Source organism: Streptomyces sp. NBC_01537, from assembly GCF_045040445.1.
Lineage (GTDB): Bacteria > Actinomycetota > Actinomycetes > Streptomycetales > Streptomycetaceae > Actinacidiphila.
In genome coordinates this window covers 5076640-5092395 of sequence record NZ_CP109392.1, presented here as the reverse complement: position 1 = coordinate 5092395, position 15756 = coordinate 5076640, and the positions used below count along the sequence as shown (strand labels likewise).

The 15756-nt window shown below is 70.5% G+C and carries 15 protein-coding genes; 11 read left to right on the top strand and 4 right to left on the bottom strand.

All coding sequences use genetic code 11. The annotated features are described in order from the left end of the window. Nucleotides 1-125 precede the first annotated feature (125 nt). Nucleotides 126-1649 (top strand): MFS transporter, encoded by a 1524-nt coding sequence (locus tag OG607_RS23505; RefSeq protein ID WP_405726778.1) that lies wholly within the window; start codon nucleotides 126-128, stop codon nucleotides 1647-1649. On the opposite strand, the gene OG607_RS23500 is transcribed toward OG607_RS23505, so the two are convergent. Beyond that, nucleotides 1630-2496 carry a helix-turn-helix transcriptional regulator gene (locus tag OG607_RS23500; RefSeq protein WP_405726775.1) on the bottom strand — a complete coding sequence of 289 codons (867 nt, stop codon included), beginning with the start codon at nucleotides 2494-2496 and terminating at the stop codon, nucleotides 1630-1632. The two genes, OG607_RS23505 and OG607_RS23500, sit on opposite strands and share 20 nt — an antisense overlap. 135 nt (nucleotides 2497-2631) lie before the next feature. On the opposite strand from OG607_RS23500, the gene OG607_RS23495 reads away from it, so the two are divergent. Beyond that, entirely contained in the window at nucleotides 2632-3375 is a 744-nt protein-coding gene (locus OG607_RS23495) for an SDR family oxidoreductase (protein WP_405726772.1), read from the top strand. A 3-nt stretch (nucleotides 3376-3378) separates the two neighbouring features. On the opposite strand, the gene OG607_RS23490 is transcribed toward OG607_RS23495, so the two are convergent. After that, nucleotides 3379-4326, bottom strand: coding sequence for an NADP-dependent oxidoreductase (locus OG607_RS23490; protein ID WP_405726769.1), 948 nt, complete (start codon nucleotides 4324-4326; stop codon nucleotides 3379-3381). Between the two features lie 69 nt (nucleotides 4327-4395). Here OG607_RS23490 and OG607_RS23485 point away from each other — a divergent pair, with 69 nt between their 5' ends. From OG607_RS23485 to OG607_RS23465, 5 genes are all read left to right on the top strand, one after another. Further along, nucleotides 4396-5355 carry a GlxA family transcriptional regulator gene (locus tag OG607_RS23485; RefSeq protein WP_405726766.1) on the top strand — a complete coding sequence of 320 codons (960 nt, stop codon included), beginning with the start codon at nucleotides 4396-4398 and terminating at the stop codon, nucleotides 5353-5355. Nucleotides 5356-5482: 127 nt separating this feature from the next. After that, complete coding sequence (locus tag OG607_RS23480; RefSeq protein ID WP_405726763.1) at nucleotides 5483-5836, top strand: hypothetical protein; 354 nt, start codon at nucleotides 5483-5485, stop codon at nucleotides 5834-5836. Nucleotides 5837-5996: 160 nt separating this feature from the next. Continuing rightward, nucleotides 5997-6836, top strand: coding sequence for an SDR family oxidoreductase (locus tag OG607_RS23475; RefSeq protein WP_405726760.1), 840 nt, complete (start codon nucleotides 5997-5999; stop codon nucleotides 6834-6836). Nucleotides 6837-6888: 52 nt separating this feature from the next. Further along, nucleotides 6889-8256 (top strand): cytochrome ubiquinol oxidase subunit I, encoded by a 1368-nt coding sequence (locus OG607_RS23470; RefSeq protein WP_405736986.1) that lies wholly within the window; start codon nucleotides 6889-6891, stop codon nucleotides 8254-8256. Continuing rightward, a complete protein-coding gene (locus tag OG607_RS23465; protein ID WP_405726757.1) occupies nucleotides 8253-9311 on the top strand; it encodes a cytochrome d ubiquinol oxidase subunit II in 1059 nt (352 codons plus the stop codon). The genes OG607_RS23470 and OG607_RS23465 overlap by 4 nt, the downstream gene beginning before the upstream one ends. A 3-nt stretch (nucleotides 9312-9314) precedes the next feature. Here the strand turns inward: OG607_RS23465 and OG607_RS23460 are convergent, their stop codons facing one another. Continuing rightward, on the bottom strand, nucleotides 9315-9605 hold the full coding sequence (locus OG607_RS23460; protein ID WP_405726754.1) for a hypothetical protein: 291 nt from the start codon (nucleotides 9603-9605) through the stop codon (nucleotides 9315-9317). A 75-nt stretch (nucleotides 9606-9680) separates the two neighbouring features. Here OG607_RS23460 and OG607_RS23455 point away from each other — a divergent pair, with 75 nt between their 5' ends. Then, nucleotides 9681-10196: a gluconokinase gene (locus tag OG607_RS23455; protein ID WP_405726751.1), complete on the top strand. Its 516-nt coding sequence runs from the start codon at nucleotides 9681-9683 to the stop codon at nucleotides 10194-10196. A gap of 4 nt (nucleotides 10197-10200) precedes the next feature. Here OG607_RS23455 and OG607_RS23450 read toward each other — a convergent pair whose 3' ends face one another. Further along, nucleotides 10201-11160 (bottom strand): DUF389 domain-containing protein, encoded by a 960-nt coding sequence (locus OG607_RS23450; protein ID WP_405726748.1) that lies wholly within the window; start codon nucleotides 11158-11160, stop codon nucleotides 10201-10203. Nucleotides 11161-11273: 113 nt separating this feature from the next. Between OG607_RS23450 and OG607_RS23445 the strand changes: the two genes are divergently transcribed. The 3 genes from OG607_RS23445 (at nucleotide 11274) to OG607_RS23435 (ending at nucleotide 15713) form a co-directional block, all read left to right on the top strand. Next, nucleotides 11274-12203: a cyclase family protein gene (locus OG607_RS23445; protein ID WP_405726745.1), complete on the top strand. Its 930-nt coding sequence runs from the start codon at nucleotides 11274-11276 to the stop codon at nucleotides 12201-12203. Nucleotides 12204-12282: 79 nt separating this feature from the next. Next, a complete protein-coding gene (locus OG607_RS23440) occupies nucleotides 12283-13863 on the top strand; it encodes a GMC oxidoreductase (protein ID WP_405726742.1) in 1581 nt (526 codons plus the stop codon). 32 nt (nucleotides 13864-13895) lie between these two features. Beyond that, nucleotides 13896-15713, top strand: coding sequence for a glycoside hydrolase family 15 protein (locus OG607_RS23435; protein WP_405726739.1), 1818 nt, complete (start codon nucleotides 13896-13898; stop codon nucleotides 15711-15713). Nucleotides 15714-15756: the final 43 nt, after the last annotated feature.

Genomic DNA, 15756 nt, shown 5'->3' with positions numbered 1-15756 from the left:
GGCCCGGGGAGCATCGGCCCGCGCCCGGTGACTCGCGACACACACATTTAACTTGCGTGAGTCAATTAACCGAGATATGGTTGCTTAACTCAAGTAAACCGCATCGCACCGACGGAGACTCTGCCATGTCCGACGCCCTTGCCCGATCCGCCAAGGCCGGGAGTTCCGCCCCGCCGAAGCCGAGCCCCAAGCCGAACGCCGTGGTGGCCGTGCTGGCCCTCGCCGGCATCGTCGTCTCACTGATGCAGACCCTGGTCATCCCGATCGTCCCGGAGCTGCCGAAGTACCTCCACGCCTCGTCGTCCGACACCATCTGGGCGGTCACCGCCACCCTGCTCGCCGCCTCCGTCGCCACACCGGTCGTCGGCCGCCTCGGCGACATGTTCGGCAAGCGCCGCATGCTCCTGGTCAGCATCGTCCTGCTGGTGGCCGGTTCGGTCGTCTGCGCGCTGAGCGACTCCCTGATCCCCATGATCGCCGGACGGACCCTGCAGGGCCTGGCCGCTGCCGTCGTGCCCCTCGGCATCAGCATCATGCGCGACATCCTGCCCAAGGAGCGGCTCACCAGCTCCATCGCGCTGATGGGCGCCTCGCTGGGAGTGGGCGGCGCCCTGGGCCTGCCCATCGCCGCGTTCGTCGCCGACCGCTTCAACTGGCACATCCTGTTCTGGACCTCCGCCGCCCTCGGCGTTGTCGCCTTCGCCCTCATCCTGACGATCGTGCCCGAGTCCGCCGTCCGCGCCGGCGGACGCTTCGACCTCATCGGCGCCCTCGGCCTGTCCACCGCACTGATCTCCCTGCTCCTGGCCGTCTCGAAGGGCTCCGACTGGGGCTGGACCAGCACCACCACCCTCGGCCTGTTCGCCACCGCCGCCCTCGTCCTCCTCGCCTGGGGCGCCTACGAACTGCGCACCGCCGAGCCCCTGGTGGACCTGCGCACCCTCGCCCGCCGCCAGGTGCTCCTCACCAACCTCGCCTCGGTGGCCTTCGGCTTCTCGATGTTCGCGATGTCCCTGGTCCTGCCGCAGCTGCTCCAGCTGCCCCAGGCCACCGGCTACGGCCTCGGCAAGTCCATGCTCACCGTCGGCCTGGTCCTCGCCCCGCAGGGCCTGGTCATGATGGCCATGGCCCCGGTGTCCGCCGCCATCTCCAAGACCAAGGGCCCGAAGGTCACCCTGATGATCGGCGCCGTCATCGTCGCCGCCGGCTACTCCCTCAACATCGTGCTGATGTCCCAGGTCTGGCACCTCATCCTGGTCTCCTGCATCATCGGCGCCGGTATCGGCTTCGCCTACGGCGCCATGCCCGCCCTCATCATGGGCGCGGTCCCCGCCACCGAGACGGCCGCCGCCAACAGCCTCAACACCCTGATGCGGTCCATCGGCACCTCCTTCGCCAGCGCCCTCGCCGGCGTCATCCTCGCCCAGATGACCACCAACTTCGGTACCGCCGCCCTGCCTTCGGAGAACGGCTTCAAGGTCGTCATGGCCATGGGCGCCGGTGCGGCGGTCCTCGCCCTCGTCGTCGCCGCCTTCATCCCGCGCCACCGCCCCGTCGCCGCGACGGCACCGGCAGCCGCCGGGTCGGCCGAGCCCGACAGGTCCGCCGAGGTCACCGAGGTCCCCGAGGTCACCGGAGCGAAGTCGTAGCGGACGCACCGCTGGGCAGCTGCTGGCTTCCGACGACGGCCAGCAGCTGCAGCCTGTCATAACTGTCCGTGCCGGGCGTCGCCGTGAAGACCAGCAGGGAATGCTCCTGGTCGGGGTCGAGGAGGAACTGGCAGTGGAGCGTGAGTTCTCCGATCTCGGGATGGACGAAGCGCTTCTCCTCCGCGTACGTCAGACCGACCTGGTGGTCGTTCCAGATCGCGGCGAACTCCTCGCTCTCCCCCAGAAGCCGGCTCGCAAGAACCGCGGCCGGCGAACGGGGGCCCTGCCGGGTCGCCACGTGCCGCAACTGGGCCGTGTAGATGCGCCCGTGGGCCGGGTGGTCAGCAGCAGGGTAGATCAGCCTCGACGAGGGGTCGGTGAACCACCGGTAGACATTGCTCCTGGCCAGGCCGGTGTAGTGGGTCTGTTCGCCGAGGAGCGCCACGGCGAGCTTCGTCTGGACGAGCGTCTCGCCGAGGCTGCCCATGATCTGCGCCGGGGTGTCCTGCAGTCGGTCGAAGATGCGCATGAGCCCCGGACCGACGTGATCACTGCGAAGTACCCGACGGGGTGCGGCATGTCCGGCCAGCGCGAACAGGTGGTCGCGTTCGGCCAGGGACAGCCGCAGCCCGCGTGCGATCGCGGCGACCATCTGCTCGGACGGCTGCGGGCCGCTTCCCCGCTCCAGGCGGGCGTAGTAGTCGGTGGACATGCCGGACATCTCCGCGACTTCCTCGCGGCGCAGACCATGAGCCCGCCGCCGAGGACCCCTCGGCAACCCAACGTCCTCGGGTTGCAGGGCCTCGCGGCGGACCCGGAGGAAATCGGCGAGCTCTGAGCGGTCCATGGTCTCTCTTCCCGCTGGAGTACGGCCCCTTCCGACTCCGAGTATCCAGGGGCGAGCCGGCGGTTATCCACGACCTGCCAGTCAGTGGACAAGCGCGCCCTGGTTCCGCTTCCCGGGGTCGGGTCGACTGGGGCCATGAAGACCTCCGGAAACACCATTTTCATCCCCGGCGGGACGTCGGGGATCGGCCTCGGCCTCGCCCTGCGCTTCCACGCGGCGGGCAACAAGGTCATCGTCGCCGGCCGCCGCGAGGAGCAGCTGCGCCGGATCACCGCCGAGCACCCCGGCATCGAGTCCGTCGTCATCGACACCGCCGACCCCGTCTCCGTGGCGGCCGCGGCCGAGACGGTCCGGACGCGCTTCCCCGAGACGAACGTGCTGATCACCATGGCCGGGATCATGCAGCCGGAGGACTTCCGCACCGCCGGCTTCCTGAGCACGGCCGAGGCCACGGTCACCACCAACCTGCTCGGCCCACTGCGCCTGATCGCCGAATTCACCGAGTTCCTCGCCACGAAGCCGGACGCGGTACTGATGACCGTCTCCTCCGGCCTCGCCTTCGTGCCGCTGCCGCTCACCCCGACCTACAGCGCCACGAAGGCGGCGATCCACTCACTGACCTGCGGCATCCGCGTCCAGCTCGCGGACACCGGCATCCAGGTGATCGAACTCGTACCGCCCGCCGTGCGCACCGCGCTCATGGGGCAGGAGAAGTCCGAGAACGCCATGCCGCTGGAGGACTTCCTCTCCGAGGTCATGACCCTCCTCGAAACCCGGCCGGACGCCGACGAGATCCTCGTCGAAAATGTGAAGCTTCTCCGCTTCGCCGAAGCGGAGGGCCGCTACGACCAGGTGCTGGGCCTGCTCAGCAGCCACTGACACTCACACGACCAGCACGATCTTGCCCGTGGTGCGGCCGGTCTCGCCGAGGGCATGGGCCTTGGCGGCCTCGGCGAGCGGGAAGGCGGCCTCGACGTGGGCGCGCAGCGCGCCGGATTCGACGAGGTCGGCGATGGCCTTCATCCCGGCGTGGTCGGCCTCGACGAGCAGGGTCTCGACGCGTACGCCCCGCTCGGCGGCCTTCGACGCCTCGTCGGGGTCGCTTCCCGGCAGGATGGAGACGAGGATGCCGCCGGGCCGCAGCACGTCGAGGGAGCGGGCGCGGGTGGTGCCCGAGAGGGGGTCCAGGACGACGTCGATGTCCCTGACGGCCTCGGCGAAGTCGGCGGCGCGGTAGTCGATGACCTCGTCCGCTCCTAGGGAGCGCAGGAAGTCGTGCTTGGGGGCGCTCGCGGTGCCGATGACGTACGCGCCACGGGACTTGGCGATCTGGACGGCGAGGTGACCCACACCGCCGGCGGCCGCGTGGACGAGGACCCGCTGCCCGGGCCGGACCGCGGCGGTGTCGACGAGCGCCTGGTAGGCGGTGAGGGCGGCGAGCGGGAGGGCGGCGGCCTGGACGTGGTCGATCCCGGCGGGCTTGTGGGCGAAGGCCCGGGCGGTGGCGGTCACGTACTCGGCGTGGGAACCGACCCCGTACGGGTAGGGCAGCATGCCGAAGACCTCGTCGCCCGGCTTGAAGAGGGTGACGCCGAAGCCGACGGCCTCGACGACTCCGGACACGTCCCAGCCGAGGACCAGCGGCAGGCGGTCGAGGAACAGGCCGTGGGCGCGGTGCTTCCAGTCGGTCGGGTTGGCCCCGGCCGCACGGACGGCGACCAGGATCTGGCTCGGGCCCGGCACAGGCCTGGGGACGCGGACCTCCTGGAGCACCTCGGGGGCTCCATGGGTGTCCTGGCTGATGGCGCGCATGGTGGCGGTGTTCGTCATGCGTCCAGCGTCGTCGCCGTCGCCGTTGCGTACCATGGCATGATTGCCAACTTCCGACAGGATCCTGCCATGGGAAACGCTCACCGAGTCGTCGTACTGGCCCTGGAGGGGGTGTACCCCTTCGAGCTGGGCATCGCGAACCGGGTCCTCGGTTCCGCGGGCGGCCGCTACGAGGTCGTGACCTGCACCGTCGACGGCCACCCGGTACGCACCAACTCCGACTTCTCGATCAGCGTCGAGCACGGCCCGGAGGCTCTGCGCACAGCCGACACCGTCGTCATCCCGCCCTTCGACCCCTCCCTCATCACCCAGGAACTGCCCCCCGCCGTGGCCGGGGCTCTCGCGTCCGTGGCGCCCGGCACGCGCATCGTGTCCATCTGCACCGGCGCCTTCGTCCTCGCGGCCGCCGGGCTCCTCGACGGCCGCCCGGCCACCACGCACTGGGGACTCGCGGACGCCTTCCGCGCCCGGTACCCGCAGGTCGCGCTGGACCCGGACGTGCTCTTCATCGACGACGGGGACGTGCTGACCTCGGCCGGCGCCGCCTCCGGGGTCGACGTCTGCCTGCATCTCGTACGCCGTGACCACGGCAGCGAGGTCGCCAACCGGGTGGCGCGCATCTGCGTCGTCCCGCCGTGGCGCGACGGAGGGCAGGCCCAGTACATCGAGCGGCCGGTGCCGGAGACCTCGGCGAACGGAACGGCCGCCGCCCGCCAGTGGGCCCTGGAGAACCTCCACGAGCCGCTGCCCCTGGAGGACCTCGCCGAGCAGGCCCGCATGAGCCTGCGCACCTTCGCCCGCCGCTTCAACGAAGAGGTCGGCATGAGCCCCGGACGCTGGCTGATCCAGCAGCGCGTCGCCCGCGCCCGGCACCTCCTGGAATCCACCGACCTCGCGGTGGACGAGATCGCCGGGCAGGTCGGCTTCGCCACCGGCACATCGCTGCGGCAGCACCTGCATGCCGCCATCGGCGTCTCACCGCTCGCCTACCGGCGCACCTTCCGGGGAGTCCTGTCACCGAACCGCTGAGCGATCCCGTACTTACGTCGCGGCATGAGCCGATTCAGCCGACTGGTCCCGCTGGGGATGACAGCGTGCCGGGGTCGCGGCAGCGTGGACGGAAGCACCGCTCTCCCCACAGACGAGGACGCTCACCATGGCCGATCTCCGGCGGCCCGGCATCCGCGCCGGCGCCCTGCTCCTGATGCTGGCCACGTCGGGCTGCTCCGTCATGGATTCCAACGCGGTGGGCACGCTGATCTACCACACCACCGAGGGCAGGGTGCTGCAGATCGACAGCCCCCCGGTCGACGGCTGCCACCGGCTGGCGCCCAGCGGTGCCAAGTACATCGCCAACAACACCCTCAATGACCTGATCCTCTACACCGGGCCGGACTGCCGCAGCCTGGCGGACACCGAGACCTTCTACCTGGCGACGCAGATGAGCGACCCGGGTGTGCCCGGACAGGTTCCGTGGCGGAGCTTCACCGTGGTCGGCGGCAACGCCTGACCCAGCGGGGTATTGGGCCGTTCGGCCCGGGACGGCACTCCAACGGGCTAGCCGCGGCCGCGTCACCGGGCGATGGTGAACAGGCGGTGCTTCCTTGTGTGGGGGCGGATTTCCCCGGATGTTCCGCGTCGGCATCCCACAGGGCCACAGGGAGAGATCAGTGGAAACCAGCGGCAGTGACGGTCCTCAGCGCCTTTTCCCTCCGATCCTCAAGGGACAGACGGCGCTTGTGACGGGGGCGAACTCCGGAATCGGCAAGGCCACCGCCATCGGCCTCGGACGGGCCGGCGCCGATGTGGTCGTGAACTACGTCGCCGGGCGCGACGCCGCCGAGGAGGTGGTGCGCGAGATCGAGGGCCTCGGGGTCCGCGCCTACGCGCACGAGGGTGACGTGTCGCAGGAGGACCAGGTCGTCGACATGGTCGACCGCATGGTCAAGGAGTTCGGGACCATCGACATCATGGTGGCGAACGCCGGACTCCAACGGGACGCCCCGATCACCGACATGACCATCGACCAGTGGCGCAAGGTGCTGGACGTCAACCTGACGGGCCAGTTCCTGTGCGCCCGCGAGGCGGCGAAGGAGTTCATGCGCCGCGGGGTGGTCCCGGAGGTGTCACGTTCCGCCGGGAAGATCATCTGCATGAGCTCGGTGCACCAGATCATTCCCTGGGCCGGGCATGTGAACTACGCGGCGTCCAAGGGCGGCGTGCAGATGCTCATGGCGACCCTCGCGCAGGAGCTCGCCCCGCACCGGATCCGGGTGAACGCCGTGGCTCCGGGAGCGATCCGTACGCCCATCAACCGCAGCGCCTGGGACACCCCCGAGGCCGAGGCCGACCTTCTGCGGCTCGTCCCGTACGGCCGCGTCGGCGACACCGACGACATCGCCAACGCGGTGACCGTGCTCGCCTCCGACCTGCTCGACTACGTCGTGGGGACGACGATCTACGTCGACGGCGGCATGACGCTGTTCCCCGGGTTCGCCACCGGTGGCTGAGATCGCGCTCCTGGCGGACGCCCCGGCGCAGCTCCTGCCCGCCCGGGAGCTGATGGCCTTCACCCTGGCCTCGCACATCCTGCTCGTGCCCTTCGGCGTCGCCCTGCCCGCCATCACGCTCCTGATGCACTACCGCGGGCTGCGCGGGCGCGACGCCGTCGCCCTTCAGCTGGCGCGGCGCTGGTCGGCGGTCATGGCCGTGCAGTTCGCCATCGGGATCGTCACCGGCACCGTGCTGTCCTTCGAGTTCGGCCTGCTGTGGCCGGGCATGATGGGCCGCTGGGGCGATGTCTTCGGCCTCGGCTTCGGGGTCGAGGCATGGGCGTTCTTCCTGGAAGCGGTCCTGATCGCCATCTATCTCTACGGCTGGCGCAGGCTGAAGCCGTGGACGCACTTCTGGCTCGGTCTGCCGCTGCCGCTGGCGGCCCTGATGGGGGCGTTCGGCATCATCGCCGCGAACTCCTGGATGAACACCCCGCGCGGCTTCACCCTCGACGCGGACGGCAACCCCGTGCACGTCAATGTGCGGCAGGCGGTGTTCACGCCGATGTTCGGCCCCGAGTACTGGCACTTCGTGGCGGGCGTGATCCTGACGGCAGGGTATGTCGTGGCCGGGGTGTACGCGGTCGGCTGGCTGCGCGGCCGCCGGGACCGCTACCACCGGCTCGGCTTCACCGTGCCGTTCACGGTCGCCACGATCCTCACCCCCGTGCAGTTCATGCTCGGGGACTCCATCGCACGGTCGGTCTTCCACAAGCAGCCGGTGAAGTTCGCGGCGACCGAGATCGTCTGGAAGACCGACACCCACGTACCGGAGTACATGTTCGGCCGCCTGCATCCCGACGGGACGATCTCCGGCGGCCTCAAGATCCCCCAACTGGACTCGATCCTCGCCGGATTCAGCCCGGACACCAAGGTGACCGGCCTGACCTCGGTCCCCGCGAGCGACCGCCCGACGCCGACCCAGGCCACCATCGCCCACTGGGCGTTCGACATCATGGTGACCATCGGCAGCCTGCTCATCCTGCTCGCCCTCTGGTACGCCTGGTGCTGGCTGCGCCGCCGCGACCTGCCGCGCTCGCCGTGGTTCTTCCGGTGTGCCGCCGTCGCCGGGGCCGCCTGCCTGCTGACCGTGGAGTGCGGCTGGATCACCACCGAGGTCGGGCGGCAGCCCTGGATCGTCTACCAGAACATGCGGGTGTCCGAAGCCGTGACCGACACCCGGGCATCATCGCTGTGGGCGATGCTCGGCATCGTCGTGGTGGTCTACGCAGCTGTCTTCGGCACCTTCCTGGCCGTCGTACTGAAGATGCGCACCCGCTGGCGGATCGCCGACGAACAGCCTGAAGGCGACACCCCGTACGGACCCCGCGTCGTGGCGGCCCCCACGGCGGACACCGCCAAGGGAGGAGGGCGATGATCCAGGACGTCGTCGCCTGGGTGCTGCTGGCCGCGGTGACCGCCTACGCCTGCGCCGGAGGGACGGACTACGGCGCCGGATTCTGGGACCTCGTCGCGGGCGGCAGCGAACGGGGCAAGCGCCCCCGGTGGCTCATCGACCATGCGATGGAGCCGGTCTGGGAGACCAACAACGTCTGGCTCATCTTCGTCATGGTGATCATGTGGACGGGCTTCCCGGTCCTGTTCCAGACCCTCTTCACGGCCATGTGGTTCCCCCTGGCGCTCGCCGCGGTGGGACTGGTCCTGCGCGGTGCGGGCTTCGCCCTGCGCAAGCCCATGACACGCCTGACCCGGCGGCAGATCTACGGCGCCGTCTTCGCCGTTTCCTCGCTCCTGACGCCGTTCTTCCTCGGAGCCGCCGTAGGGGGCCTGGCCAGCGGCCGGGTGGCGCCGGGCACGAAGGCGTCCGCCGACGCGTGGGCCAACGGGACCTCCGTGATCGCCGGGCTGCTCACCATCGCCGCGACCGCCTTCCTCGGCGCCGTGTTCCTCACCGCCGACGCCCGCCGCTTCGACGCCGCCGACCTCGTCGGCTACTTCCGGCTGCGGGCCTGGTGCAGCCTCGGCGTCGTCGCGGTGCTGGCCGTCGTCGGCCTCGCCGTCACCCATGACGACGCGCGCTATGTCTACGACGGCCTCACCAGCGGCATCGGCCTGGCCCTCGTCCTGGTGGCCGCCGTCAGCGCCCTGGCCACCGCCGGGCTGCTGTACCGCGGCGCGACGGGCTGGGCGAGGATCACGGCGGTCGGCAGCGTCGCCCTCGTCGTGGTCGCGTGGGGGCTGGCCCAGCGGCCGTATCTCATCCCCACCTCACTGACCGTGGACCAGGCGGCGGGCGCGTCGACGACGCTGCGCTGGCTGGTCCTGGTCACGGTCATCGCGGTGGTGCTCGTGGGACCGCCACTGGTCCTGCTCTACCGCCTGGACACCGGAGGCGAGCTCCAGCCGCTCACCGAGGCGGACCTGCGGCAGACGGCTGCCGACCGCGAGCCCGGCAGCCGTCCGCCCTCCTGATCGTCAGGACCGGTTCGCCGATGACCCGTTATGGCCTGCGGACGCGTCCTGCCAGGCCTGCATTCCGGCCCGGGACGCCTCCTTGGCCTGCCGCCATTTCACGGCCGCGTGCTGGGCCGGGGCCACTTCCATGCGGTGGATCATCCGCCGGCCGGCGGAGAGTACGGCGAAGCCCGCGAGCGCCATGCCGGTACATGCCACCGCCGTGCCGAGTGCGGTGAGCACCACTCCGGCCGTGACGAGCCGGGTGTCCAGGTCGTCCGTCAGGTGGGACTGGTGATGGTGATGGTTCATGAACCAACCATGGGTCGCCGCGGCGAACCGCACCTCCTGGCGGGGGCCGAACGTGGTGTTCCGTACGCTCCTCCCATGACGGAACCGGTGATCGTGGTGGTGCTCGGAGTGTCGGGCGCCGGGAAGAGCACCGTCGGCGCGGCGGTCGCCGAGGAACTCGGCGTGCCGTTCCTGGAGGGCGATGACTTCCATCCCGCCGCGAACGTCGCCAAGATGACCGCCGGCCTTCCCCTGGACGACGCCGATCGCGAGCCCTGGCTGCGTGCCCTCGCGGACCGGATCAGGCAGTCCGACCGGGCCGGCCAGGGGCTGGTCGTCGCCTGCTCGGCCCTCAAGCGGGCGTACCGCGACGAACTGCGCGCGGCCGGCCCACGGCTCTGGTGCCTGTACCTGGCCCTGGACCGCGACACCGCCAATGCCCGGGTCTCCGGGCGTACCGGCCACTTCATGCCCGCCCGGCTGGTCGACTCGCAGTTCGAGACCCTGGAGCCGCTGGAACCGGACGAGCCCGGCGCGACCGTCGACGCGACGGCCGGCCTCACGGTCACCGTCGACCGGGCGCGTGACGCGGTGGCGCGCTTCGCCCGCTGAGGAATCAGGCGCCCAGGACCGCACCGCGGTGCCGGCGGTCGCTGACGCGCCGCCAGATCGCCCGCTGGCACTTGAGCGTGCCGGTCCCGACCACGATCAGTACGACGATGTTGAGCAGCAGCTGGAGCAGCGACCCCCAGGCCTCGTCCCAGCTGGCGAACGCGCACGAGACCCCGATGTCGGCCCCCGCCGGAATGGTGGTGACCGAGATGAAGACGCCGAGCAGCGCGCTGGTGCGGGCCTCGGTGAGGGAGACGATCCCGACGACCCCGGCGAGGAAGGCCACCACGACCGAGAAGAAGTTGGGGGTGTTGATCAGGTTCGACACCGGTCTGATCCCCCGCTCGAAGGCCTCCGGCTGAAGATCGAAGCCCCGGACGAGCAGCCCGAACAGCAGGGTGGCGGCCACCGCCAGCGCGAAGCCCACGAGCAGTGCCGTGAGGCCCTGCCGGATTGGGGGCCGGGAGTGGTGGTCGATGCCCAGGGCGACGCTGGTGATGGCTCCGTACTCCGGGCCGACCACCATGGCCGCGACGATGAGGATCTGGGAGTTGGTGATGATGCCGACCGCACCGATGAGCCCGGCGATGACCAGGAAGAGGTAGAAGCTCGGGGGATACCGGCCCTCCGCCCGGATCCGGGCCTCAACCTGCTCCCACACCGGCGCGCGCAGCCCGGCCCCGAGCTCCTCGGCGCCCGCTCTGGCCGCCGGTTCGGAGAAGGCGGTGTCGACCGGGTCGAGGACGATCGACCCGCGGCGTTCCAGTCCGAGGTCGCGCAGGCCCCGCAGCACCTCGTTGGCGGCACCGGTCAGGACGTCGCACTCGATTGCGTCGCCGTCGGGGTTGCGTACGGTGCCGGGCAGCAGGACGAGGTTCAGGACGCACGGCTCGGCGGTCAGCAGAGCCATGACGCGGCCTGTCAGGTCCGGCGGGCTCACCGCCCGGACGTGCATCATGTCCAACCGAGTCTCCGCGTGTGAGTCCGGCCCGGAAAGGTCGTACTCATTAACCCGGCAGTCCTGGGGCCGGGCAACTCGGACAGGCGGGAGCGGCCCGCTTGCCGGATGGTGGGGACATGCGGACACCCGAGGCGATGAGCGGGGCGGAGTTCCGCACGCTCTACCGCCATCTGCGCAAGTCAGCCCCCGGCGGCACCGCGCCCCGGGGAGCTCTGGACACCATCACGCACGAACAGGTGCTGGCGGCCGTCCGCGAGGTCCGCTCCGGCCGTACGGTCTCGCTCGCCGCCCCCGTGGACACCCGGGCCGCACCGGACAACGCCGAACCGGCCGAGCACCGGCTCACCGCCCCCACCGGCGACCCGCCGGCGAGCGGCCTGGCGTTCGCCCGGGACCGCTTCGCCATGAACGTCCACGGGGACGTCGACAGCCATATCGACGCGCTCTGCCATGTCATCTACGAGGGCACCCTGCACGGCGGCGTACCGGCGGCGGACGCCCTGTCCCCGGACGGAGCGAGCGCCCTGTCCATCGACCTGGCCCGCGACGGCATCGTGGGCCGTGGCGTGCTCCTGGACATCCCGAGGCTGCACGGCGTCCCCTGGCTCGAACCGGGATCCCATGTCACCGCCGAGGATCTGGCCGCCGCCGAGGCACGGCAGGGGCTGCGGGTCGGGCGCGGCGACATCCTGCTGGTACGGGTCGGTCACCGGCGGCGCCGCGAGGAGCTCGGCCCATGGGACACGGCCGGCGCGCGGGCCGGGCTCCATCCGGCCGCCATGGAGTTCCTGGCCGAGCGTCAGGTGGCCGTGCTCGGCAGCGACGGCAACAACGACACCGCACCCAGCGCGACGCGGGAGGTCGCCTTCCCGGTGCATGTGCTCGCCGTCCACGCGATGGGACTGCACCTGCTCGACTACCTGCGGCTGGATGACCTCGCCCCGCTCTGCGCGCGGGAAGGACGCTGGTCGTTCCTGTGCGTGATCGCGCCCCTTCGGCTGCCCGCGGCCACGGGTTCCCCCGTCAATCCCCTCGCGATCCTGTGACCGGCCCGAGTCGCCGCGAACATCCTCCGGAGCTACGTTGGAAAGGCGGGACTCGCCTGCTCCGAGGACGGTGGCCGGAATGGCAGACGCGCAGAACTACGACGTCATCATCATCGGCACAGGTGCCGGCGGCGGCACACTCGCACACCGCCTGGCCCCCACAGGGAAACGGATTCTCCTTCTCGAACGCGGTGACTATCTGCCCCGCGAACGCGACAACTGGGACTCCACCGCGGTCTTCGTCAAAGGGAAATACCGCGCTCCGGAATTCTGGTACGACAAGCACGGAGACCCATTTCCGCCCGAGGTCAACTACTACGTCGGCGGAAACACCAAGTTCTACGGCGCCGCGCTCTTCCGTATGCGCCCCGAGGACTTCGGCGAGCTGCGCCACCACGACGGTGTCTCCCCCGCCTGGCCGCTGAGTTACGACGACCTGGAGCCGTACTACACGCAGGCCGAGCACCTCTACCTCGTGCACGGCCGCCACGGCGAGGACCCCACCGGGGGGCCGACCAGCGCCCAGTACGCGTATCCGCCGGTCCAGCACGAGCCGCGGATCCAGCAGCTGAGCCACGACCTGGAGAAGCGGGGGCTGCACCCCTTCCACCTCCCGATCGGGGTGAACCTCACCCAGGACGACCGGGGCCGGGCCACGCACAGCAGCGTCTGCATCCGCTGCGACCGCGTCGACGGCTTCCCCTGCCTGGTCGGCGCCAAGTCCGACGCCCAGGTCATCTGCGTCGACCCCGCCCTCGAACACCCCAACGTAGAGCTGGTCACCAACGCCGACGTACGGCGCCTCGACACGGACGCCACCGGCCGGAGCGTCACCTCGGTCGTCGCGGAGCTGGGCGACGGCTCGACCGCCCGGTTCTCCGCCGACATCGTGGTCGTGGCCTGCGGGGCGGTGAACTCGGCCGTCCTGCTGCTGCGTTCGGCCGACGACCGGCACCCGCGAGGCCTCGCCAACAGCTCGGACGTGGTGGGCCGGCACTACATGCGGCACAACAACCTGGCCCTGATGGCGGTGTCCAAGGAGCCGAACGACACCAGGTTCCAGAAGACGCTGGCGCTGCACGACTGGTATCTGGGCTCCGACGACTGGGACTTCCCCCTCGGCGGCATCCAGATGCTCGGCAAGTCCGACGCCGATCAGATCCACGGCGAAGCACCCCGCTGGGCCGGCGCCGTCACCCCCGACATGCCCTTCGAGGTGCTCGCCCACCACGCGGTCGACTTCTGGCTGTGCGGGGAGGACCTGCCGGACCCGGGCAACCGCGTCACCCTCGACGGGGACGGCGGCGTCCATCTGGCCCTGGACGAGAAGAACAACACCGCCGGGCTGAAGCGGCTGCGGCACAAACTGCAGGGCATGCTCGGCCACCTCGGCATGCACGAGGACCATCTGCTGTCCCACAGCATCTACCTGCACAAGGGCATGCCGATCGGCGCCACCGCCCACCAGGCGGGCACCGTCCGCTTCGGCCAGGACCCGTCAAGCTCCGCGCTCGACGTCAACTGCAAGGCCCACGACCTCGACAACCTCTATGTCGTCGACACGAGTTTCTTCCCGAGCATCGGGGCGGTGAACCCGTCCCTGACCGCCATCGCCAACGCCCTGCGCGTGGGCGACCACATCGCGGAGCGCCTGCAATGACCGCACCAGCGGCGGTCCGAGGAGGAACAGCCATGGACCGCTACCCGGCGATCGAGGACCACGGACTCATCGGGGATCTGCAGACGGCGGCTCTGGTCTCGTCCCAGGGCGTCATCGACTGGTTCGCGGCGCCCCGGTTCGACTCGCCCAGCATCTTCGCCTCGCTGCTGGACCACGACGGCGGCGGATACTTCCTCCTCGCGCCCGATCACCCGGAGGGGACCTGGCGGCAGCTCTACTACCCGGACACCGCCATCGTGGTGACCCGGTTCATGTCCCCCGACGGAGTCGGCGAGATCGCCGACCACATGCCGGTCCACGAGGGCCTGACGCCGAGCGACCGGCACAGCCTGGTGCGTGTCGTACGGGCGGTGCGCGGCACCGTGCGCTTCAACCTCGAATGCCGGCCGCGCTTCGACTACGCGCGGGCCGTGCACGAACTCGACGTCAGGGGTGACACGGCGGAATTCCGGGCCCCGGACACCACCGCCTACCTGCAGAGCACCTTCCCCCTCGAACGGGACGGCCAGGACGTCAGGGGCACGGTCACGCTCAACGCCGGCGAATCAGCCGTCGCGGTGTTCACCATCTGCGCACCGGGCGGGCAGGCTCCGCAGCCGCCCACCGTCGAGCGCGCCGACGAACAGCTCGTGGCGGTCGGCGACTTCTGGCAGCGCTGGGTGCGCATGTCGCGCTACCACGGCCGCTGGCAGGACATGGTGCACCGCTCCGCCATCACCCTCAAGCTCCTCACCTACGCGCCCAGCGGCGCGCCGGTCGCCGCGGCCACCATGGGCCTGCCCGAGCAGGTCGGCGGCGAGCGCAACTGGGACTACCGGTACACCTGGGTGCGCGACGGGGCCCTGTCGGTGCGGGCGCTGCTCGACCTCGGTTTCGTTGAGGAGGCGACCCGCTTCACCCACTGGCTCGGCGACCGGATGCAGGCCCACGAGGGCCCGGACGGCGAACCCCTCCAGATCATGTACCGGGTCGACGGCGACCCGCATCTGACGGAGGAGATCCTGGACCACTTCGAGGGCTACCGCGGTTCCTCCCCCGTCCGGGTCGGCAACGCCGCCTCCGACCAGCTGCAACTCGACATCTACGGTGAGGCCCTCTACGCCCTCGCCGAGGGCCGCGAGGTCGGCCAGCAGGCCGGCTACCACGGCTGGAAGGGCCTCGCCCGGACCCTGGACTGGCTCGCCGACTCCTGGGACCGGCCCGACGAGGGCATCTGGGAGACCCGGGGCGGACGCAAGGACTTCACGTACAGCCGGGTCATGTGCTGGGCCGCCTTCGACCGCGGCCTGAAGCTGGCGTACCACTTCAGCAGGCCGGCCGACACCCAGCGCTGGACCAAGGCCCGCGACGACATCCTCGAACAGGTCATGACCCGCGGCTGGAGCGACAAGGAACAGGCACTGGTCCAGCACTACGACGGCCACGTCCTGGACGCCTCGCTGCTGCTCGTCCCCCGGGTCGGATTCATCGCCGCCAAGAGTCCCGGCTGGCTGTCCACCCTCGACGCCATGGACCGCGTCCTGGTGTCCGACAGCCTCGTCTACCGCTACGACCCCGAGGCCTCCCCGGACGGGCTGCGCGGCTCGGAGGGCACCTTCAGCCTCTGCACGTTTCTCTACGTCGACGCCCTCGCGCGAGCGGGGCGGCTGGAGCAGGCCCGCTACACCTTCGAGAAGATGCACACCTACGCGAACCACGTCGGCCTGTTCGCCGAGGAGATCGGCCCCAGCGGCGAGCAGCTCGGCAACTTCCCGCAGGCCTTCACCCACCTCTCCCTCATCATGGCCGCCACGACCCTGAACGACGCGCTCGACGCGGTCCAGCGCTGAGAACGGCTGGTCAACGCGGTTCACCCGACCGGCCCACCCGGAT